At 42.9% G+C, this 18,903-nt stretch carries 25 protein-coding genes and 1 tRNA gene; 14 read left to right on the forward strand and 12 right to left on the reverse strand.

Annotation, left to right across the window (positions count from 1 at the left end; translation table 11 throughout):
- The 12 genes from R8806_RS15035 to R8806_RS15090 all read left to right on the forward strand — a co-directional run bounded on the left by R8806_RS15035 (nucleotide 1) and on the right by R8806_RS15090 (nucleotide 6,718).
- On the forward strand, nucleotides 1-393 hold the full coding sequence (locus tag R8806_RS15035; RefSeq protein WP_118304589.1) for a LytR/AlgR family response regulator transcription factor: 393 nt from the start codon (nucleotides 1-3) through the stop codon (nucleotides 391-393).
- A gap of 112 nt (nucleotides 394-505) precedes the next feature.
- The gene (locus R8806_RS15040; protein ID WP_087419111.1) at nucleotides 506-799 is read left to right on the forward strand and encodes a nucleotidyltransferase family protein; all 294 of its coding nucleotides are present in this window, start codon (nucleotides 506-508) and stop codon (nucleotides 797-799) included.
- Nucleotides 800-805: 6 nt separating this feature from the next.
- Complete coding sequence (locus R8806_RS15045) at nucleotides 806-940, forward strand: HepT-like ribonuclease domain-containing protein (protein ID WP_118304588.1); 135 nt, start codon at nucleotides 806-808, stop codon at nucleotides 938-940.
- A 184-nt stretch (nucleotides 941-1,124) separates the two neighbouring features.
- Nucleotides 1,125-2,393, forward strand: a complete 1,269-nt coding sequence (locus R8806_RS15050) for an ATP-binding protein (protein ID WP_124317396.1) — start codon at nucleotides 1,125-1,127, stop codon at nucleotides 2,391-2,393.
- A 290-nt stretch (nucleotides 2,394-2,683) separates the two neighbouring features.
- On the forward strand, nucleotides 2,684-3,055 hold the full coding sequence (locus tag R8806_RS15055) for a 3TM-type holin (protein WP_087419109.1): 372 nt from the start codon (nucleotides 2,684-2,686) through the stop codon (nucleotides 3,053-3,055).
- A gap of 11 nt (nucleotides 3,056-3,066) precedes the next feature.
- On the forward strand, nucleotides 3,067-3,648 hold the full coding sequence (locus R8806_RS15060) for an N-acetylmuramoyl-L-alanine amidase (protein WP_124317888.1): 582 nt from the start codon (nucleotides 3,067-3,069) through the stop codon (nucleotides 3,646-3,648).
- A 21-nt stretch (nucleotides 3,649-3,669) separates the two neighbouring features.
- Entirely contained in the window at nucleotides 3,670-4,293 is a 624-nt protein-coding gene (locus R8806_RS15065; RefSeq protein WP_124317889.1) for a hypothetical protein, read from the forward strand.
- 30 nt (nucleotides 4,294-4,323) lie between these two features.
- Nucleotides 4,324-4,974 carry a DUF6266 family protein gene (locus tag R8806_RS15070; protein WP_124317890.1) on the forward strand — a complete coding sequence of 217 codons (651 nt, stop codon included), beginning with the start codon at nucleotides 4,324-4,326 and terminating at the stop codon, nucleotides 4,972-4,974.
- A 117-nt stretch (nucleotides 4,975-5,091) separates the two neighbouring features.
- Nucleotides 5,092-5,346, forward strand: a complete 255-nt coding sequence (locus R8806_RS15075; RefSeq protein ID WP_229128143.1) for a hypothetical protein — start codon at nucleotides 5,092-5,094, stop codon at nucleotides 5,344-5,346.
- Entirely contained in the window at nucleotides 5,339-5,944 is a 606-nt protein-coding gene (locus R8806_RS15080) for a zeta toxin family protein (RefSeq protein WP_124317891.1), read from the forward strand. Before R8806_RS15075 ends, R8806_RS15080 begins: the two co-directional genes overlap by 8 nt.
- Nucleotides 5,945-6,057: 113 nt before the next feature.
- Nucleotides 6,058-6,351, forward strand: coding sequence for a nucleotidyltransferase family protein (locus R8806_RS15085; RefSeq protein ID WP_118304582.1), 294 nt, complete (start codon nucleotides 6,058-6,060; stop codon nucleotides 6,349-6,351).
- Nucleotides 6,344-6,718, forward strand: a complete 375-nt coding sequence (locus R8806_RS15090; RefSeq protein ID WP_124317892.1) for a HepT-like ribonuclease domain-containing protein — start codon at nucleotides 6,344-6,346, stop codon at nucleotides 6,716-6,718. The genes R8806_RS15085 and R8806_RS15090 overlap by 8 nt, the downstream gene beginning before the upstream one ends.
- 52 nt (nucleotides 6,719-6,770) lie before the next feature.
- Here R8806_RS15090 and R8806_RS15095 read toward each other — a convergent pair whose 3' ends face one another.
- Nucleotides 6,771-7,709: a ribose-phosphate pyrophosphokinase gene (locus tag R8806_RS15095; protein ID WP_124317893.1), complete on the reverse strand. Its 939-nt coding sequence runs from the start codon at nucleotides 7,707-7,709 to the stop codon at nucleotides 6,771-6,773.
- A 337-nt stretch (nucleotides 7,710-8,046) separates the two neighbouring features.
- On the opposite strand from R8806_RS15095, the gene R8806_RS15100 reads away from it, so the two are divergent.
- The gene (locus tag R8806_RS15100) at nucleotides 8,047-9,420 is read left to right on the forward strand and encodes a dipeptidase (protein WP_118304581.1); all 1,374 of its coding nucleotides are present in this window, start codon (nucleotides 8,047-8,049) and stop codon (nucleotides 9,418-9,420) included.
- A gap of 61 nt (nucleotides 9,421-9,481) precedes the next feature.
- Here R8806_RS15100 and R8806_RS15105 read toward each other — a convergent pair whose 3' ends face one another.
- From R8806_RS15105 to rbfA, 9 genes are all read right to left on the reverse strand, one after another.
- Nucleotides 9,482-10,951 carry a COG3014 family protein gene (locus R8806_RS15105; protein ID WP_151411983.1) on the reverse strand — a complete coding sequence of 490 codons (1,470 nt, stop codon included), beginning with the start codon at nucleotides 10,949-10,951 and terminating at the stop codon, nucleotides 9,482-9,484.
- Between the two features lie 65 nt (nucleotides 10,952-11,016).
- Entirely contained in the window at nucleotides 11,017-11,613 is a 597-nt protein-coding gene (locus R8806_RS15110) for a penicillin-binding protein activator LpoB (protein WP_087419101.1), read from the reverse strand.
- A gap of 110 nt (nucleotides 11,614-11,723) precedes the next feature.
- A complete protein-coding gene (locus R8806_RS15115) occupies nucleotides 11,724-12,590 on the reverse strand; it encodes an N-acetylmuramoyl-L-alanine amidase-like domain-containing protein (protein ID WP_151411972.1) in 867 nt (288 codons plus the stop codon).
- Between the two features lie 77 nt (nucleotides 12,591-12,667).
- Nucleotides 12,668-13,690 carry a phenylalanine--tRNA ligase subunit alpha gene (pheS, locus tag R8806_RS15120; protein WP_027201321.1) on the reverse strand — a complete coding sequence of 341 codons (1,023 nt, stop codon included), beginning with the start codon at nucleotides 13,688-13,690 and terminating at the stop codon, nucleotides 12,668-12,670.
- A gap of 74 nt (nucleotides 13,691-13,764) precedes the next feature.
- A complete protein-coding gene (locus tag R8806_RS15125) occupies nucleotides 13,765-14,706 on the reverse strand; it encodes an aldo/keto reductase (RefSeq protein ID WP_151411960.1) in 942 nt (313 codons plus the stop codon).
- Nucleotides 14,707-14,758: 52 nt separating this feature from the next.
- The gene (locus R8806_RS15130) at nucleotides 14,759-15,184 is read right to left on the reverse strand and encodes a VanZ family protein (protein WP_124316307.1); all 426 of its coding nucleotides are present in this window, start codon (nucleotides 15,182-15,184) and stop codon (nucleotides 14,759-14,761) included.
- A gap of 1 nt (nucleotide 15,185) precedes the next feature.
- Nucleotides 15,186-16,010, reverse strand: coding sequence for a peptidylprolyl isomerase (locus R8806_RS15135; protein WP_124316306.1), 825 nt, complete (start codon nucleotides 16,008-16,010; stop codon nucleotides 15,186-15,188).
- 14 nt (nucleotides 16,011-16,024) lie between these two features.
- A complete protein-coding gene (locus R8806_RS15140) occupies nucleotides 16,025-17,233 on the reverse strand; it encodes an ABC transporter permease (RefSeq protein ID WP_124316305.1) in 1,209 nt (402 codons plus the stop codon).
- Between the two features lie 12 nt (nucleotides 17,234-17,245).
- The gene (gene rbfA, locus R8806_RS15145) at nucleotides 17,246-17,584 is read right to left on the reverse strand and encodes a 30S ribosome-binding factor RbfA (protein ID WP_087419095.1); all 339 of its coding nucleotides are present in this window, start codon (nucleotides 17,582-17,584) and stop codon (nucleotides 17,246-17,248) included.
- A 92-nt stretch (nucleotides 17,585-17,676) separates the two neighbouring features.
- Between rbfA and R8806_RS15150 the strand changes: the two genes are divergently transcribed.
- Nucleotides 17,677-17,752 (forward strand) — tRNA-Pro (locus tag R8806_RS15150).
- A 65-nt stretch (nucleotides 17,753-17,817) separates the two neighbouring features.
- Here R8806_RS15150 and R8806_RS15155 read toward each other — a convergent pair.
- The gene (locus R8806_RS15155; protein WP_124316304.1) at nucleotides 17,818-18,282 is read right to left on the reverse strand and encodes a thioredoxin family protein; all 465 of its coding nucleotides are present in this window, start codon (nucleotides 18,280-18,282) and stop codon (nucleotides 17,818-17,820) included.
- 216 nt (nucleotides 18,283-18,498) lie between these two features.
- Complete coding sequence (locus tag R8806_RS15160) at nucleotides 18,499-18,774, reverse strand: HU family DNA-binding protein (RefSeq protein WP_124316303.1); 276 nt, start codon at nucleotides 18,772-18,774, stop codon at nucleotides 18,499-18,501.
- Nucleotides 18,775-18,903: the final 129 nt, after the last annotated feature.

Below are 18,903 nucleotides of genomic sequence, written 5' to 3' on the forward strand. Positions count from 1 at the left end.
ATGAAAGAAACGAATGATCAGACAAAAGGTCTCATGCGAGACTGTTTTTTTGTGCGTCAGGGTGAACGTAGGGAAAGGTGTTTTTACTCGGAGATATTGTACGTGGAGGCTTCGGGATGTTATTGTTATATTCACCGTCGGGATAAGCCCCGGTTGTCGATTGCTTACCCTCTCTTGATGTTGGAGCCTTTTTTGCCCGTGGATATGTTCCGGCGGGTACACCGGAGTTATATCGTGAACCTTTGCGAAGTGGATGGCTTTATCGGGAAAGCGATCTGTATCGGCAAGAGCGTGCTTCCAGTCAGTCCACCTTACCGAGCGGCGGTCTTCGGGTGTTTTAATTTCTGGGATTTAGGACGGGTGAAAAAGGGGCGAGAGGATAAGGAGATGTAAGGGGAAGGAAATTTGTTAATCATTCTTGTGGGGTGACCTTATCCCATTACGCTTTGTATTGTTGGTTTATTTTTTTATTTTTGTTGGTAGTAATCAAGAAAGGAACACGTGTATGAAATCCACAAAAGAGTACATAGAGTTGTTGAAGGAGTTTAAAAACAAGGAAGCGGGACATTATGCAATATCCCGTATCGGGATTTTCGGTTCTGTTGCACGAGGAGAGCAAACAGAGGAGAGTGACGTGGATGTGTATGTAGAGTGTCCCCCAATGGGATTGTTTCGTCTTGGAAGCTTGAAAAATACTTTGGAACAATTGTTCGGATGTCGGGTTGACATTGTGCGTTTACGGGATCACATGAACGCTTTTTTGCGAGAACGAATAGAGAAGGAGGGTATTTATGTGTGATAAGCGATGCGAGACATCATTGTTCATCATTATTTCGAGATAGATGCGGAAATTGTTTTTCAAACGATACATGATGATTTGCCGTTGTTGCGGGATGTGCTTCTTCAGGTGCAAGGTGATGTGGAGTTATCTAGAATGTAAAGAGAGTGACTAAAATTTGAGGTGTTTTTCTGAAAAAATAGTAGATTTTGCCGGGGGAGATGTTTAGACGGGTACATCGAAGTTATATCGGTTTATTTTTGTTGGTATGGGTAAGAATAAATAAAGGTGTGCATTATTTTCGTTTATAAACGAAAATGAGTATATTCGTGCAAATATTTATGTTATGAACGAAAAAATTGCATTATTAAGGAGGTATAACTTCTGGGGTTCAGATTCTATAGATTTAGGATACAAACGAAGTACGTACGTGGATAACATTGCCGGATATATCGGCAGTAAACTTATTCGAGTGCTTGTTGGACAACGGCGTTCCGGAAAAAGTTATATTCTGCGACAAATAGCCGGAGAGCTTATTGATAGTGGAATAAATCCGAACAACATTCTCTTTATCAACAAAGAGTTTACAGATCTTGAATTTCTAAAAAACTACAAGGATTTGGACGAAGTGATAAAGGCGTATAAAAAGGAGTTGAATCCGGTGGGAAAGATTTATATATTCATTGATGAGATTCAGATGATCGATGGTTGGGAAAAAGTAGTCAACTCTTATTCCCAGGATTACTCAGAAAGCTATGAGCTGTTTATCAGCGGATCTAACTCAAAGATGCTTTCCGGAGAATTAGCAACTTTACTTTCAGGTAGATATATATCATTGGAGGTGTTTCCATTCAGTTACCAAGAATATTTAGGTATCACGCAACAACAGTGCGGCAGACAAAGTTATTCGGATTATATGAGTAGCGGAGGACTCCCTGAATTGTTTATGCTGAACAAACCTGAACTCAAACGTAATTATGTCTCGGCAATAAAAGATACTGTTTTATTACGTGATATTATTCAGCGATACAATGTACGAGATGCGAAGTTACTTGAGGATATCTTTGCGTTTCTGGTAAACAATGCCTCCAATCTCGTATCAATTGCCAACATAGTCAATTTTTTCAAAAGTCAGGGACGCAAGACAAGTTATGATGCCGTTTCGAATTACATCGGATATATCGAAGACGCTTTTCTTATTCATAAGTGTGACCGTTATAACATTAAAGGAAAAGATATTATGTCGGGGAATGCCAAATATTACATTAATGACTTGGCATACAAGAACTATCTCTATCCGGGATACGGTTACGGCTATGGATATTTAGCGGAAAATCTTGTCTACTTGGAACTTAAAAGAACCGGGTATAATGTTTATGTCGGATCTCTCAGAAATAAAGAGGTCGATTTCATCGCTCAAAAGGCAGATCGCACGATATACTTACAAAGCACCTATATGCTTACAGATGAAGCTACGGTCGAAAGGGAATATTCTGCACTCAAAGCTATTGACGATAATTTTGAAAAAGTCGTAATTTCTCTTGATGAAATAACTATGCCTTTGAATGAAGGTATCAGGCATATCAAAGCATGGGAGCTTGATAAAATATTGTAATCAATTACTTGCAAACAAGGGGCTGTCTAAAAAGTCTTATTCGGTATCTACAAACTACCTCCTCCAACTCCCCCTTGCACAGGGGGAGAGCTGATTATCAAGCGGTTCTTATTTCTGTGTAAGGTGGGGGGTAGGGAGGTTACCCATCTCATGGGGGGGGAAGAAGAAAAAGTCTGTTCGGATGAATTTTCCTGTCATTCGGATGATAAATGAGTGTGTTCGGATATAATGGTTGGTAACGGGCGTTCTGGGGTGTACTTTTGGTATATCAAATTTAAAAACAAAAGATTATGGGTGTATTACAGAACGTGATTAGGGAGATCGGTGACATCGTGAACCGGTTGTCGGTTTCTTCGAAAGAAAAGCAGAAGATTCAGGAAGAGATTCAATCTTTGGTGTATCGTTACAAGAGTGAGCTGGTGCGGGAACAGTCGGCGGCGGTGGGGGAAGAAGCCCGGGGAAATTGGTTGCAGAGGTCTTGGCGCCCTATCGTGATGCTGGCGTTCGCGTTGGTGATTTTGTCGGGGATGTTCATGGAATCGACGTTGTTGTCCGATAGTTCCCGTTTGTGGGATTTGCTGGAGATCGGGCTCGGGGGATACGTGATCGGGAGAAGCGGGGAGAAGGTGACGGATTGTTTGTTGTCAAGGAAATGGAAGTAAAACGGGGTGCCATGGAAATTATTGAGAATTTGTTGTTCGGGGATAACGTGAAGTACTTGCAGTGTTCAAAGTGTCGGGTGAAACTATCTCGTGTGGATACGATTGTTTTACATAGTACGGTTGGAGCCGGAGCGATTTCATCGGCACTTTATTTGGGCCGGCCGGACACGAGTGTTTCCGCTCACGTGGTGGTCGGAAGGGACGCGGAGGTTTTCCAGTTGTTGCCTTTTGACGTGAAGGCTTGGCACGCCGGGAAGAGTTTCCATGCTGGGCGGGTGAATCTGAATGATTGTTCGATCGGGATCGAGCTGGATAATGCCGGGGAGTTGCAACGCGTGGGGGACCGTTATTATTCGAGTTTCGGGCGGGAATATTCTCCCGATCAGGTGTACACGACGGAAGAAGAGGGGAGGGCGAGATACTGGCATTCTTTTACCGAGGGGCAGTTCGGGATTACGGAGGAGATCTGTAGCTTGTTGAAAGAGTGTTACGGGATCAAGTACTTGGTGAGACACTCGGACATCACCCCTCGAAAGACGGATCCGGGTCCGGCGTTTCCTTTTGATGAGTTAAGAAAAAGGTTGAAGTTTTAGTAATGAAAAAAGGAGGTAAGTATGGCTTGTTGTTATTCAAATTTGTTTAATCGTTTATCGGGGCGGGTGGGACGTGTTATTTACTATCAGGTGGGGGATCATCTTTACGCGAGAGCTGCCCCGGGAGAGGTGAAGGATTGTCGTTCGGAGTTGCAATTGTATTACCGGGAGAGGATGAGGAAGACGGCGACTTTTTACGGGGTGATCCGGCAGACATGGTTGGCCCGGATCTGGCAGATGTTGGGAGTGGTGGAGCGTCGTTCGGGATATAATCTTTTCCTGCAGGCTAACATGCGGGCGTTTAACGGGGAGGGGTTGCTGTATGATCTCGTGCATTTCAGTGCCGGGAACTTGTTTTTACCGAGTGAGTTGCAGGGATGCCGGGAGGGCGATAAGGTTCGCCTGACGTGGAAGAATGAATACGTGGTACGGGAAGAGCGTTTAGGGGACGAGTTGTGGTGCGTGGTGATGATGGAAGACATGAGGTTTCGGATTGTGACTCCCGAGGCGATCGGGAGTGTTCGTCGGGATGAGAGTGCGGAGATTGAACTCACGGAAGAGCGAGGAAAGAGGATTCACTTGTATTGTTTCTTTGGTTCGGTAAACAGGTGTGATTTTTCAGAAAACGTGCATTTAGTATTGTAATTTATATGTTTCATTTTAAATTTTAAGATTATGGCTTTATTTAAATCATTTGTATTGGGAGAAGTGAGAAAATCAGTGGCAAACATCACGATGTACGCGGGGGCAAACGGGTATAGTATTGCCCGAGGGAAGAGAAGCACGATGCGTAATCCCAGAACTCCCGGGCAGTTGACGCAACGAGCGAAGATGAAAGCATTGCAGGTGGCTTCGCTGTATTTTGCCCCGGCGGCAGAACTCGGTTTCCCGGGAAGAAAAGCGGGAAGTACGTTTTATAATGCCTTCGTGAAAGCGAATATGAAGGCCGTTACGGTTGACGAGGAGTATCGTCCGACGATTGACTACGAGAAGATCGTGTGTGCCGAGGGGAGCCTGCAGGATGGAACACTGACCGTGTCGTTGAACGAGGATCAGGATATGATAACGATTACCCAGGAGGCGCAAAGTCGCTGGTCGGTGGTGGCGAACCCGACGGACGTGTTGTACGTGGTGGTTTACGAGAAAACGGGAAACCAAATGATCGTGGAACCTTGCCGGAACCGTCAGGAGAATGGCGTGACGACGATTGGCTTGGACGACGGATGGGTGAAGGAGAATCTGGAGGTGTATGCTTTCATGTTGTCGAAGGATAAGAGGAAAGCGTCGAATAGTAAACGGTTAATGGTTGAAATGGGAAAACTTTAGATTGATGAGATGGTGATTTTACATGCCGGACGGGGAGAGAAGATTGGAGAAGGGGTCCGGCATGTAAGTTGTAAAATGTTGGCTTGATGTTTCTGATCTTTTAAATAAGAATTGCTTATGTCTTTTGAATTGACTATATTTGTAATAAATATTTTGGTTATGTCTGAAAAAGAGATGAATTCTTATCGTTTAACCAGTTTGGAAGAACCAACTGATGAAATGCTTACTACTTTGATGAAAGAAGTTGCTGAAGAAGCAAAACGTAAATCGGAAGAAGCGCATAAAAAGTTTTTTCAGGAAATAAGAGAGTATATCCGTAAGCAACGGGCAAAATGGGGGAAAGAATATAATGTAAGTTTTAGTAATGAATGATTTTCATAAACCGGTGCTTATTGTAATAGCTGGTCCTAATGGTTCTGGTAAAACCTCTGTTACGTCAAAGATTCTTCATCATGAATGGATGGAGGATTCTATTTATATAAATCCGGATATTATTGCTCAAGAAAAGTTTGGAGATTGGAATTCTAAGGATGCGATAATGAAAGCTGTGAAGTTTTGTGAAGAATTAAGGGAAGCTTGTTTAATGGAGCGTAAGAGTCTTATTTTTGAAACAGTTCTTTCTGTTGAAGATAAAATCGATTATATCTGTAGAGCTATAGAAGCCGGTTTTTTTGTTCGTTTATTTTTTGTTTGTACCGTATCGCCTACAATTAATGCAGCACGAATTGCTGGTCGGGTAATGGAAGGAGGACATGATGTTCCCATTTCAAAAATCATTTCAAGGTATCAAAAATCGATATCTAATTGTTGTTTAGTTTCTAAATTGGTTGATAGAACTTATATATACGATAACTCTATAGAGAATAAAGAGGCAATGCTATTATTTCGGTTAGCTAAAGGACGACTTGTAAAACAGTATGTAGAAATGATTCCAGAATGGGCATCACCTATTTATAGTAGTGATTTTTGAGATTTGGCCATGTGGCCCAAAAATGCCAGGGAAGTGGCAGATCTTTCAAATTAGAATTGTTTCTGTCTTTTGAATTGACTATATTTGTAATAAATATTTTGGTTGCAACGATCATGAAAACGACAAAGGAATATTTGCAGTTATTACAGGCATATAAATTACAGTCTGCGATTCGATATGGGATTTCTCGCATCGGAATCTTTGGTTCCGTGGCTCGTGGAGAACAGCAAGAAGGGAGTGATGTAGATGTTTATGTCGAGCTTTCCTCTCCTGATTTGTTCAGTTTAGTACATATCAAGGACGAGTTACAGCAACTTTTCGGTTGTCCTGTCGATGTTGTTCGCTTGCGGGATAATATGAATGAATTATTGAAACGTTCTATTATAGAAGAAGGAATTTATGCTTAAAGAAGAAATTTTGATAGACTCTTTGCGTAAAATAGAGCAAGCGATTGATCGGATTATAAAAAATTCTGCTTGTATAGATAGTTATCATTATTATTATAATACCCCATCCGGAATGGAACGTTTGGAGAGTACTTGTATGTTGCTGATAGCTATAGGAGAAGGATTGAAAGGTATAGATAAGATTACAGATAAACAATTGTTAGTGCGATATCCAGAAATAGATTGGAAAGGAGCAATGGGAATTAGAGATATTATTGCTCATCATTATTTCGATTTGGACGGAGAAATCGTTTATAGTGTTGTCAAGACAAAACTTCCTGATATGTTGATTACCATTCGTGGTATATTGAAAGAGATAAAATATTAAAGAAAAATGGCACTCGGTTTCGGGTGCCATTTTTTATATCATGAAAAATGAATTACATGAGGAAGTGATCACTGATCGATTTATGCTCGTAGATGTTGCGGATCGTGTCGGCAAACATGGGAGCGATCGGTAATACTTTAATTTTTGAGCAAGGTTGTTTCTGGGGAATGGAATCGGTGAAGATTACTTCCGTCAGTTTTGATTTCTCGATATTTTCGTATGCCTTACCGGAGAGGACTGCATGGGTGGCCACGGCACGTACGCTGGCAGCACCATTGTCCATAAGCATATCGGCTGCTTTGCAAATTGTTCCGGCCGTATCGATCATGTCGTCAACAACGATGATATTTTTGCCCTCTACATCCCCGATCACTTTCATGTCGGCAACTTCATTTGCCCGGATACGGGTTTTGTGGCAGATGATCAACCCTGAATCAAAGTATTTTGCCCAGGAATTTGCTCTCTTGGCCCCACCGATGTCAGGGGAGGCAATGGCAAAATCACGTAATCCTAAAGATTTGATGTAAGGAATCAACACGGTAGAACCGTATAGGTGATCCACGGGAACATCGAAGAATCCTTGAATTTGGTCGGCGTGTAAATCCATGGTGATAATTCGGTCTACTCCGGCTGCTTGTAGCATATTAGCCACTAGTTTTGCCCCGATGGCGACACGCGGTTTATCTTTCCGGTCTTGACGCGCGAACCCGAAATAGGGGATTACGGCGATTACCTTGTAGGCAGATGCTCTTTTGGCGGCATCGATCATCAAGAGTAATTCCATGAGGTTATCACTGGGCGGGAAGGTTGATTGCACGATAAATACGTGTTCGCCTCTCACCGTTTCGTCGAATGAGGTGACGAATTCTCCGTCACTAAATCTCGTAAACGTTTTTTTACCGAGTTCCAGCCCTAGAGAACTAGCAATACTTTCTGCAATATATTGACTATTCTCTCCGGCGAAAACTTTAATTTCGGGAAGATTTGACATATCTAATTCATTAGTTGAAACACTTGGCAAAAGTATGAAATTATTTTGTTCCACCAAAGGAATTTGGTGGAACAGTTACAAGTTGCAGGTTTGCAGGTTACAAGTTGTAATCGTTGTGTTTTTTACACGAACCGTTTGATCTCTTCGCTCGAAAATGTTATATTTGTTCCAACAAAGATGTTGTTGAAACAGTTTCAAGTTACAGGTTCGTAGGTTACAAGTTGACTAGCTTGCTGTTCAATGATAAGACTGGTTTTCTTAACTTGTAACCTGTAAACTTGCAACTTGTAACTATGTGTGGTATGTTTATTTTATTAATTAATATATTTTCAAATAGATGGAAGAAATCAAAAAGTACGTGGAAGAGAACAAGGAACGTTTCCTGAACGAGTTATTCGAGTTGATTCGCATTCCTTCAATCTCTTCATTGTCTGAGCATAAGCCAGATATGTATCGTTGTGCCGAACAATGGACGAAAATCATGTTAGCTGCCGGAGCGGACCGGGCAGAAGTATATGAAACAGAGGGTAATCCGGTTGCTTACGGGGAGAAGATCATTGATCCGGCTCTTCCTACGGTGTTGGTGTACGGGCATATGGACGTGATGCCGGTTGACCCGATCGAGTTGTGGAACACGAAACCTTTCGAGCCGGTTATTAAAGATGGTAAAATCTGGGCTCGCGGGGCTGACGATGATAAAGGACAGGCTTTCATGCACGCGAAAGCGTTTGAATATTTAATGAAATCCGGAAAATTGAACTGTAACGTGAAGTTCATGATCGAGGGAGAAGAGGAAATCGGTTCCCCGAGTCTTCCCAAGTTCTGCCGGGATCATAAGGATATGTTGAAAGCTGATGTGATTCTGGTTTCCGATACCAGTATGATTGGCCGTGATATTCCTTCAATTACCACGGGATTGAGAGGTTTGGCTTACTGGCAGGTTGAAGTTACCGGTCCGAACGCTGATTTGCATTCCGGTATTTTCGGGGGAGCGGTGGCGAACCCGATTAACGTGTTGTGTAAGTTGATTGCCGATATGCAAGACGAAAAGGGACATATCACGATCCCCGGTTTTTATGATGACGTGTTGGAAGTAACTGCCGAGGAACGTGCGAAGATGGCCAAGGCTCCTTTCAATTTAGAAAATTACAAGAAGTCTCTAGATATTAAAGAGGTGAAAGGCGAAGAAGGGTTCACGACCAATGAACGTACGGGCATTCGTCCGACATTCGATGTTTGTGGAATCTGGGGTGGTTACACGGGAGAAGGAGCCAAGACCGTATTGCCTTCTAAAGCATACGCCAAGATTAGCTGCCGTTTGGTTCCGAATCAGAAACACGAGAAGATTGCGAAATTGTTCAAGGAATATTTCGAGTCGATCGCTCCGGATTACGTGAAGGTGAAAGTGGATTACCTGCATGGCGGACCTTCTTATGTGTGCCCGATAGATCTCCCGGCTTATAAGGCTGCCGAGAAAGCATACGAAGAAGTGTATGGAAAACAACCCGTTCCGGTTCGTTCCGGTGGTAGTATTCCAATTATTGCCACTTTCGAGGAAGTGCTGGGAATCAAGTCAGTACTGATGGGCTTTGGGTTAGGTTCCGATGCTATCCATTCTCCGAACGAGAACTATCCGTTGGAGCAATTCTTTAACGGAATCACGACAATTCCATTATTCTACAAGTATTTCGGAGAGATTATGAAGAAATAAATTTTGTAGTCTATAATTTAGACTCCCCTCATTTTACGGTCGTAAGGTGAGGGGTGTTTTATTATTGTCTGGAATCCATTGTTTGGAATACGTGAAAACGGGTTTTACGTCCTCCGCCTTCGATGGAGAATTGTTCGGTGTGCTGGGAGCCGTTTCGGGCATTCAGACGTAGTGTGAGGTTATTGGTACCGGCAGATAGGGGCAGTCGGGTGTAGGAAATCGAGTAAGGTAGTGTTTGCCAGTTGCGGGTATCGGCTTTTTCGGTGAGGCTGTTAGCGATACCGACGGCAAAGCCTAGCCATTCGTTTTGCTTACGGGCAGAGTATTCCAGTCCTTTTTTGGCGGCTACCCGAAGAAGAGAATTTGAAAATTCCCGTACCATTCGGTCCCGTAAGGTTTTGAATGCAATTTCATTGATATTTTCGGCAAGTTCCAACGGGTACGAGTGATTGTCCGTCACGAGAGTTCCCGTGGCATAAAGTGGGGGACGTTCCATGTATTTGGGGAACGCGACACGCAGGGTTTGCAGATCGGCAATGCTTTGTTTTTCATCATCACTGTATCCCGAGCCGAAGAAGAAAGGGAAGGTAAGTCCGAGGGATTCGTTGTGGAATACAATCGCTCCGTCTCCTCTTTTTTGTTTGACAAAATTTATGCTCCATTCTGCCTTTACCGGCCCCATACCGTTTAGCCAGAAAAACACGAGTTGCCCGTCCGTGGGTGTCGGGGAATGGGTGTATGTCGTGTTGAATTCTTTCTCGTATTGTTTTAATTCAGCTGTAAAACCACAATTATAGGCGGTACGCATCAAGTCCTGTTTTAGTTGTTCCGGGGTTTTCACACCGAAGTTTTTAATATAGTCGGACTGGTAGACCTCGTAGGCATTTCGATAGGCGATAAACGCATTGTTGTAATCTCCCGTGGCATCGTAGATCAGGCCCATTAGTAGATGAGCGAAAGCATCTCGTTGATACCGGTTCTTGTTATCGGGATACTTGTCGTTTAGCTGGTTGAGTTTGATGTTGATTTTACGAACCTCGACCAAGGCGCCTTCCATGTCATTCAGATCAATGTAGTTCAAGGCCTTGTAGAAGTTAATCATGATGACCTCGAAATCTTCCGGTCGGTAGGGGCGTGCTTCCGGGTTGGTCACCAATGCCGCGGCTTCAGCCCCGACATTACTGTGATACTCGTCAATCAGGTTCTCGGCGGTCTCGAAGTATTGATTGCTGTTGGTGGGATTGCCGAGCATGAATTCCACGTATCCTTTGTTGAGATAATAGAGGATGCGGTTTTTACCCGTGGCTTGTTTTTTATCTTTATCTAGGAGTTTGTTTGCTTTCTCGAAGTTTCCCGTGTTGACGGCTGCTTGGAAATCTGCCGTTCGCTGGTACCAAGTGGCGCATCCGGAGAAAAGAAAAACGAGAAGAAGTCCTAGGAGTTTATAAGGTTTATAAAGTTTATAAGGTCCATAAGGTTTATGAATCCCGATTTTATTTCTTTTAAAGTATGGATAATGAATATTTATCATTTCTTTTTAAAATCTTAAACTTTTGGGGAAGTTACTTTATAAACCTTATAAACTTTACAAACTGATTAAAGTACCCGGTCGCTGATTTGTTTCTTGATCTTCTTGTCACCCATCCAGACAACCTCGTTGGTCTCGATGTTCGTGAGTTGAAGGTCGATCTGGTAAGTCACGACTTTTTGTTTCTTGTACGAGTCAACGATGCTGTTGATTGTCCCTTGCAAGATGAAATCGGCACCCAGTTCTTTTCCCCACTTTTTGGTGGTTTCCGGTGACGCGTAATCTTGTTGCTCGGCTCTTTCTTTTCGAAGTTCATTCCGCTTCTCTCCGGCAACAACCAAACGGATGTTACCATCTCGGATAATTGCTTTTTCCACGTCCTTAATGAAGGTTTCCGAGTTAATATGCTCGTGACTTTTGTTCTCCACGAGGCCGACTACCACCACGGGGCGTTTGTCGTTTGCTTTCAAGTATCTTGGAATCCAAGCTGAGGTAAGCAGGTCGCCGATCATTTCTTCGGAAACAAGCCGTGAGTCACTATCATTCCAACGTCCGCTAAGGTCGATGGTTTCATTCGGGTCTACCCGGGTGATTTTCCGGTTAGCACATCCGTTAATTAAAGCAATGGTCAACACAACAAGTGTTCCGATAAATATTCTTCTCATATTCCGTTGTTTTAGGTTTCTATTCAATTTCCACGATCACATTTTGTGTTCTTGTAAAAGTTTATAACAATAATTCTACCAAATATACGTATTGCGCAGTTTTATGGATGTTAATTAGATTTAAAATTGATGAGACGCCCGATCATTATGCCGGAATGTGACGTGATTCGTTGCAAATAATCGGGGAGTGTTTCTGTCGTGACGGACACTTTTTTGTCGGAAACCGAGGCGTGGAGCAGGTATATTTGCCCCTCATTTTCAATGGCAATGCCCACGTGGGCTGTGTCGAGTCCTTTTTTCTTCGTGGTGATCAGTATAATATCCCCGGTTTTGATTTGTCCCGCAAAAGGGAGTACTTTTTCTTTCGGGATATAGTAATATGTCCTGCCGTTAATAGTCTTTTCAATATCAATTATTTTTGTAACGAGGGTGGAATCCTGTATTAGTGCCGGGTACTTTTTCCAGTTTTGGGAGATGAAGGATACTTTGTTGGGGAAGGGGATACCTCCTTTTTCTTTCGTGATGTCTTCCAGAAGGTTCAGGCAGGTCATCTCGTATAACCAGTCGGAAGAGTAATGCAGGCGTGACGTGTAGTCAACGATCTTCCCGTTCCGGTACCGAATCTCTTGTAAATTCTTTTGGAATTGGGGAATACTTTGTTCTTCGTATTTATCTAGGCGTGCCAAGGCAATGACATTATCGACGAAAGTCACGCAGTCAAATTCTCGCAGGTTGACAACCAGCTTCTCTTGGGGATTGATGTCCAACGTCCCTCCCACGTAAGGCGTTTCGAGAAAATAGCGTCCGATGGCGACAACTTTTTCGTTGATCGGGAGTTTAGCTATTTCCTTTTTATTGGCGTATTCAAAGAAATGTTTTAGCAAAGTTTGATCTTTCCGGTACACGGAATCGGCGGGAGAGCAAGCGAAAGCCCCGAATGAAAAGGTGATCAGGAATAGAATGACTAAATTCTTCATAGCAACCGGTGTTTGAGAATAAAAAATGAGGAGTCGTGTGACCGACATCCTCATCTCTCTTGTGTTGTGTTTATATATTATTTGCCTGCGGCCGAAAACTGTTCAAGGAAACGGATGTCGTTTTCGAAAAAGAGACGTATATCCTTGATGCCGTATTTTAGCATGGTGATACGCTCGATACCCATACCGAGTGCGAACCCGGTATATTTTTCCTTGTCTATACCATTTAATTCCAAAACATTGGGGTCAACCATTCCACACCCGAGGATTTCCAACCATCCGGTTCCTTTACAAACATTGCAACCTTTTCCGTGACATAGTGTACACGATACGTCCATTTCTGCCGATGGTTCCGTGAAGGGGAAGTATGACGGACGAAGACGAATTTGCGTGTCCGGTCCGAATAGTTCTTTCGCGAAATAGGTCAAGGTTTGCTTTAAGTCGGCGAAGGAAACGTTCTCGTCGATGTAAAGAGCTTCGATTTGGTGGAAGATGCAATGTGCCCGGGCCGAAATAGCCTCGTTACGGAATACTCTTCCGGGAGTAACTAGCCGAATCGGGGGACGATGAGCCTCCATGTCTCGCACTTGCACGGATGAGGTATGCGTGTGTAGCACGATGTCCGGGTTCTTACTGATAAAGAATGTATCCTGCATATCACGTGCCGGGTGTTCTTCCGGGAAGTTCAATGCGGAGAAGTTATGCCAGTCGTCCTCGATTTCCGGTCCCTCGGAAATGGTGAATCCAAGTTTATTGAAGATGGCCAGAATCTCGTTTTTCACGATAGCTAACGGGTGACGGGTTCCTAGTTTTAAAGGATCTCCCGGCATCGTCAAGTCAATACCGCTTAAATCTTCTTCCGCGTTAGAAAGTAACTCTTTCAACTCGTTGATTTTTGCCAGAGCCGTGTTCTTCAATTCATTTAATTCCTGTCCCATGGCTTTTTTCTGATCCGCGGGAACGGTTTTAAAATCATCAAAGAGAGCAGCGATTGTTCCTTTCTTGCTTAAATGCTTGATTCTGAACTGTTCTACTTCTTCTAGGCTCTTCGCCTGAAAACCGGCTATTTCAGCACTGAGTTGTTTAATCTTGTCTAACATCTTCTCAAAATTTGAAATCTTTGGTGGACAAAGTTAATAAAAAAGTCTCATACATTTCAATTCTTTTGAGAACTTCATTTTTCATCCCAAATATTTTTCATCGTGTACGGTCCGTCGGGGAAAATCCAAGCCGAGCCGTCGGTCATCCGGGTGTGTGAGTCGAGGGTGGCAATTTTGGTCATATCCTCTGGCGAAATGTTGATGTCCAGTGATTTAATGTTTTCTTTGATTCGTTCCGGGTGAACTGATTTTGGGATAATCACGATTCCTCGTTGTACCCCCCAAGCAATGATAATTTGTGCCGGAGTGCAATTATATTTTTTTGCCAAATCGATAATAATCGGTTCATTGGTCAGGCCGGGTTTGTTTTTGATGGGCAAATTACGTCCAAGAGGGGAATAAGCCGTCAAGTAAATCCCTTCAGACTGACAGAATCGAAATAATTCATTTTGTTGCAAGTAAGGATGCATTTCTACTTGATTCATTTCGGGCTTGTTTTTCGCCACGGCGATCAGTTCTTTTAATTTCGGGATGCTGAAATTCGAGACCCCGATATGTCTGCACAGTCCTTTTGCCTGCATTTGTTCCATCGCTTTCCAAGTCTCCGTGAGGGGACATTCTTCGAGGGAAAGTAAATCGGATGCTTGTCGCGGGTATTCAATGTCGTGTTTCAGTGCTATCGGCCAGTGAATCAGGTACAGGTCCAAGTAGTCCAGCCGGAGATCGTGCAAAGTCTTTCGAAGAGCCTCTTCCACGTGTTCTGGGGCGTGGTTATTATTCCATAATTTGGATGTGATGAAAAGTTCTTCCCGTTTCACGAGTCCGGACGTGAATGTTTCTTGCAGGGCAGCCCCGATGATTTCTTCATTTTTATAATAGGCGGCACAGTCAATCAACCTGTACCCGTCTTTCAGCGCACTAATGATGGCGTCATGTAGTTCGTTTGCCTTGGATTGATAGGTTCCTAACCCGAAGAGGGGCATTGGGTCCCCGTTTCTAAATGTAATTGTTTTCATATTTATGAATCTTTATATTCCATTTTAGTGAACGAGATTTTCCCCGGAGTGGTTATACTTCTTTCCGGCTTTTTAGTTTCTTGTATAGATAATCAACAAGCTTGTCTTTCTGTTTTTTCGCCGTGGGGTATAGCAGGCAACCAGCCACTCCCCCGAGAACGTCGGCAAACAAGTCCCACCAGTCTCCGCCCCGGTTGAAATATTTGAATTGAAGAACTTCGATAAGTCCCCCGTAGATGAAACTGAACCCGATGGCGATCAGGTAGATTTTTCGTAGAGACAATCGAGTCTGATAGCGGAGTTCGCTGCACAGGAATATCGACATGATAAAGAACATTCCGAAATGTACCACCTTGTCAAGGTGGGGGATGTTTAATTTCGGATCAGGAATCGAGTCGGATGGAATAGCGCATAAGAAAAAGATTACTCCTGCCCAGATGATATTCCTCCATAATAAGGAGTATTTGCGTGGTATCATGTTATTTTATTATTTTTACACTGATTATTCTGACGTCTTTGAACGGGCGGTCTTGCCTGTCCGTGGGAAGAGCGGCAATTTTATCCAGTACATCGAAACCTTCGATCAGTTCTCCGAAAACCGTGTACTCTTTATCCAAATGGTGGACCCCGCCTATCGTGGTATATGCCTTTCTTTTTTCATCATCCATGTAGAGCTTGTCCGTGTTGTTTTCCCATTCGAAATTGATGTCTGATTTGATCTTTTCCGCGATAGCCCGGAATTCAGGTACTTTCTTTTGAGCCCTCAAGGTGTCAAGAATGGCTTTTTTCTCCGGGGTATAATATTTTTTCTGGATGGCTCTTTTAATGGGGACGTTTATTGATTTCTCGATTTTGTCCAGTTCTTCCGGCGTGTATTTCTTACCGACCACGAAATAGAATTGGGCGATATCCGATTCTTTGAAGACATTTACCCGGTCCGGTTGGCGGGGTGCGGCTAAGGCTCCTTTTTTGTGATAATGGTGTGGTTTGATTTCCGCGTCAATCGTGACCCCTTTACCGTAGCCGATAGCTTGTCCGGCTATGGCATTTCGACTGTCGGAAGAGCCTCCCTGTACCACGAAGTTTTTAACGACACGGTAGAACAATGTCCCGTTGTAGTGGCCGGATTTTGCCAGCCGGATAAAGTTATCCCGGTGTAAGGGGGTGTCGTTGTATAGTTTTGCTTTTAAGTTTCCCATATTTGTTTCGATTAAAACAACAGGCTCTTTCTCCTGACTTTTCGAGGTCAAGGGGAGTAGGGTGAGCGTTAGGGATAAAAGTGAGAGCGTTAAAAGTTTATACATAGCGTGATCCTTATTTATGATTTGACGATTTTGTTCACGAGGTATTTTACCGGGAAATGCGAGGCTAGGTAACCGATAGCAATCACCGTGATCATGATAATCAGAATATCCGACGCGATGACTTTCACCGGGTAAGCGCTGACGATGTAGCTCCCGTTGCCGAGAGTGATGAACCCGTAATATTCTTGTAGCAGGCATAATATGGTCCCTAATGCCAGACCGATCAATGCTCCGAATCCGGTAATCAGGTTGCCTTCCAGCTTGAAAATCGAGATTATTTTTTCTTTGGTCATCCCTAGAGCTTGATAAATCCCGATGTCTTCTTTTTTGTCAATAATTAGCATCGATACGGAACCGATGATATTGAAGGAGGCAATTAACAGGATAAATAACAAGATCAGGAAGACGGCCAGTTTTTCCGATTTCATCATGGCATAAAAGGAACGGTTCAGGTCATATTTATTTTCGACTTTGTATGTCGGTTGTATTTGGACGGATAGTTTTTCTTTTAATGATTCTATCTGATTGGGGTCTTTTAATTTTATCTCTATTTTGGAGATTTGTCCCGGAACCCCGAACAACTCCCTTGCTGTTTCTAGTCCGGTGATCACGTATTTACCGTCAATGTCTTGTTGTGCGGAGAATATCCCGAGCGGGTATATTTGCTGGCTGTTTAGTGCCGAGCTTGATGCGGAAGACGCTTTTCGATCCGGGTAGTAGAATGTAACGGGAGAAAGCGTTCCTAATCTGATTTTTAAAGCAGCCGCGATGCCATAGCCCATGACGACGGCAGGTTTACCGTCCTTTTCGAGCGAGTAGATGCCACTAACAATGGAAGGGAGTATATTCACGTGTTCGGCATAGGTCGAGTCTACCCCCTTCACGACCACCGGAACCAATTTGTCGCCGAATTTCACAAGTGAATTTTCTTCCACGATGGGGTCACAGGAGGCGACTTCCGGCATTTGGGTCAGTTGGTCGATCAAAATGGAGTCTTTCGTGATGAATTTCCCTTTTGTCGGGGAAATCGTGAGATCCGGAGTGAAACTGTCCGTTGCTTCCGTGAGGAGCGTGTCGATTCCGTTGAACACGGAGAGTACGACAATAAGAGCCGTTGTGCCAATCGCTACACCAACCATGCTGATGATGGAAATGATGTTTATGGCATTCTGTTTCTTTTTTGAAAACAGGTATCTCCGTGCAATGAATATCGACAGATTCATCGTGGATACGGGCTATTGTTTCAACAGGGAATCGATTTTGTCGATGTAATCGAGGCTGTCATCCACGAAAAATTTAAGCTCCGGAATGATTCGTGTCTGTTTGCCGATCTTTTTTCCGAGGATAAAACGGATGCTTTTGTTTTTTTCTGCCAAGCTCTCCAGTACCTTTTCCGTCAGGTTCGAAGGGAAGATACTAAGGTAAACTCTGGCGTATGACATATCCGGGCTAACTCGCACTGCTGTAACGGATAACATGGCACCTGCGGTGAATTCTTTACACTCTTTCTGAAACATTTCGCTTAGGTCTCGTTGGATTAAGCGACCAACCTTATTTTGTCTAATTGAGTCCATTCTGAAGAAAAATATTTTATGCAATAAAATTTTTTACAAATATAGTGATTATAATTGATACTTTTATTATCTTTGCCCTCGCAAAACGGAAACGAGATGTAGCGCAGTTGGTAGCGCGCCACGTTCGGGACGTGGAGGCCGCTGGTTCAAGTCCAGTCATCTCGACCAAAAATGTAGACGCTCTGATCATCAGGGCGTCTGTTTTTTTGTGAATGAATTTATATCTTCTTTGTTTACTTTTTCACTGTGAAGTGTGCCGATAGTTCGTCAGCTGAATAAAAACCCGTGTGGCGGAAGAACTCTTTCCCTTTCTTGTCAAGTAATACTTGGGTGGGAATTGTGGCGACACCGTAGTATTCAAAGAATCTTTTGCTCTCTGGTTCCATTAAGTTCATAAAAACTACATTGACTTTCCCCTTGTATTCGGCTTTTATTTTTGTCATGACTTCTTCCATTTGGCGGCAAGAGTGACAGCCCGTGGAACCAAATTCAATGAACGTGTAATCGTAACTCTTTCCGTTATGGTGATAGTTGTATTTTTGTGCAATCGTGTCGCTGATGCTTTTCTTGGAGTTGTCGGATAATTGTTCGATTTTACTTTGTGAGATGTAGGTGGCAATGTCTTTGTGAAAGATCATGAGAGAAAAGAACATCAAGATGATAAGTGCAACCGGTACGTATGTTTTGTATTCTTTCATGATTATATTTTTGAAAGGATTTTATAATGGAAACTATCTATTCGTAAAGTTACGAATAATATTCATGCGAGGCAAATGTTATTGAAATATTTTGGAATGATGGGGCGTGTGTTAACAACAAGGAACGAATAAACGCTCTTTGAGAGGGGGAAGGGTAAACACTGAATCCTTTGTTTTATAAAGAAAAAGAATTCAGTGGTCGTATATTGTCAATTATTATTTTAGCTTTTTTAAAGCTGCACGTTTGGCCAATTTAAAACGGATGGCTTTTCTTTCCGGGAGTTGAACAACTATTTTCGAAGATGGATTATAGCCTTTTCGTGGTTTGTAAGTCTTTACGGTAAGGCTACCAAAGTTCATTAACCGTACTGATTCTTCTTTTTCCAAGCATTCTAAAATAGTCTCGAAAATAGAAGAAAATACTTTTGCAATGTCTTTTCGTGGCATATCGGTTTTTTCTGCCACGGCTTTAATTATTTGTTGCTTGTTCATGCTCTTTTATTTTAAATTTATAGTATAGCAAAGTTATGTATTAAAAAAACAGGAAGCAAATAATTCAGTATGAATTATACCTAAATAGATGAATTAACGAATGATCGTGCGAAACGGTTCAAAATTATA

Source organism: Butyricimonas faecihominis (assembly GCF_033096445.1).
Taxonomy (GTDB): Bacteria; Bacteroidota; Bacteroidia; order Bacteroidales; family Marinifilaceae; genus Butyricimonas; species Butyricimonas faecihominis.

Coding starts and splice junctions, on each gene's coding strand:
- R8806_RS15035 (WP_118304589.1), top strand. CDS start 1: ATGAAAGAAACGAATGATCAGACAAAAGGTCTCATGCGAGACTGTTTT.
- R8806_RS15040 (WP_087419111.1), top strand. CDS start 506: ATGAAATCCACAAAAGAGTACATAGAGTTGTTGAAGGAGTTTAAAAAC.
- R8806_RS15045 (WP_118304588.1), top strand. CDS start 806: ATGCGAGACATCATTGTTCATCATTATTTCGAGATAGATGCGGAAATT.
- R8806_RS15050 (WP_124317396.1), top strand. CDS start 1,125: ATGAACGAAAAAATTGCATTATTAAGGAGGTATAACTTCTGGGGTTCA.
- R8806_RS15055 (WP_087419109.1), top strand. CDS start 2,684: ATGGGTGTATTACAGAACGTGATTAGGGAGATCGGTGACATCGTGAAC.
- R8806_RS15060 (WP_124317888.1), top strand. CDS start 3,067: ATGGAAATTATTGAGAATTTGTTGTTCGGGGATAACGTGAAGTACTTG.
- R8806_RS15065 (WP_124317889.1), top strand. CDS start 3,670: ATGGCTTGTTGTTATTCAAATTTGTTTAATCGTTTATCGGGGCGGGTG.
- R8806_RS15070 (WP_124317890.1), top strand. CDS start 4,324: ATGGCTTTATTTAAATCATTTGTATTGGGAGAAGTGAGAAAATCAGTG.
- R8806_RS15075 (WP_229128143.1), top strand. CDS start 5,092: ATGTCTTTTGAATTGACTATATTTGTAATAAATATTTTGGTTATGTCT.
- R8806_RS15080 (WP_124317891.1), top strand. CDS start 5,339: ATGAATGATTTTCATAAACCGGTGCTTATTGTAATAGCTGGTCCTAAT.
- R8806_RS15085 (WP_118304582.1), top strand. CDS start 6,058: ATGAAAACGACAAAGGAATATTTGCAGTTATTACAGGCATATAAATTA.
- R8806_RS15090 (WP_124317892.1), top strand. CDS start 6,344: ATGCTTAAAGAAGAAATTTTGATAGACTCTTTGCGTAAAATAGAGCAA.
- R8806_RS15095 (WP_124317893.1), bottom strand. CDS start 7,709: ATGTCAAATCTTCCCGAAATTAAAGTTTTCGCCGGAGAGAATAGTCAA.
- R8806_RS15100 (WP_118304581.1), top strand. CDS start 8,047: ATGGAAGAAATCAAAAAGTACGTGGAAGAGAACAAGGAACGTTTCCTG.
- R8806_RS15105 (WP_151411983.1), bottom strand. CDS start 10,951: ATGATAAATATTCATTATCCATACTTTAAAAGAAATAAAATCGGGATT.
- R8806_RS15110 (WP_087419101.1), bottom strand. CDS start 11,613: ATGAGAAGAATATTTATCGGAACACTTGTTGTGTTGACCATTGCTTTA.
- R8806_RS15115 (WP_151411972.1), bottom strand. CDS start 12,590: ATGAAGAATTTAGTCATTCTATTCCTGATCACCTTTTCATTCGGGGCT.
- pheS (WP_027201321.1), bottom strand. CDS start 13,690: ATGTTAGACAAGATTAAACAACTCAGTGCTGAAATAGCCGGTTTTCAG.
- R8806_RS15125 (WP_151411960.1), bottom strand. CDS start 14,706: ATGAAAACAATTACATTTAGAAACGGGGACCCAATGCCCCTCTTCGGG.
- R8806_RS15130 (WP_124316307.1), bottom strand. CDS start 15,184: ATGATACCACGCAAATACTCCTTATTATGGAGGAATATCATCTGGGCA.
- R8806_RS15135 (WP_124316306.1), bottom strand. CDS start 16,010: ATGTATAAACTTTTAACGCTCTCACTTTTATCCCTAACGCTCACCCTA.
- R8806_RS15140 (WP_124316305.1), bottom strand. CDS start 17,233: ATGAATCTGTCGATATTCATTGCACGGAGATACCTGTTTTCAAAAAAG.
- rbfA (WP_087419095.1), bottom strand. CDS start 17,584: ATGGACTCAATTAGACAAAATAAGGTTGGTCGCTTAATCCAACGAGAC.
- R8806_RS15155 (WP_124316304.1), bottom strand. CDS start 18,282: ATGAAAGAATACAAAACATACGTACCGGTTGCACTTATCATCTTGATG.
- R8806_RS15160 (WP_124316303.1), bottom strand. CDS start 18,774: ATGAACAAGCAACAAATAATTAAAGCCGTGGCAGAAAAAACCGATATG.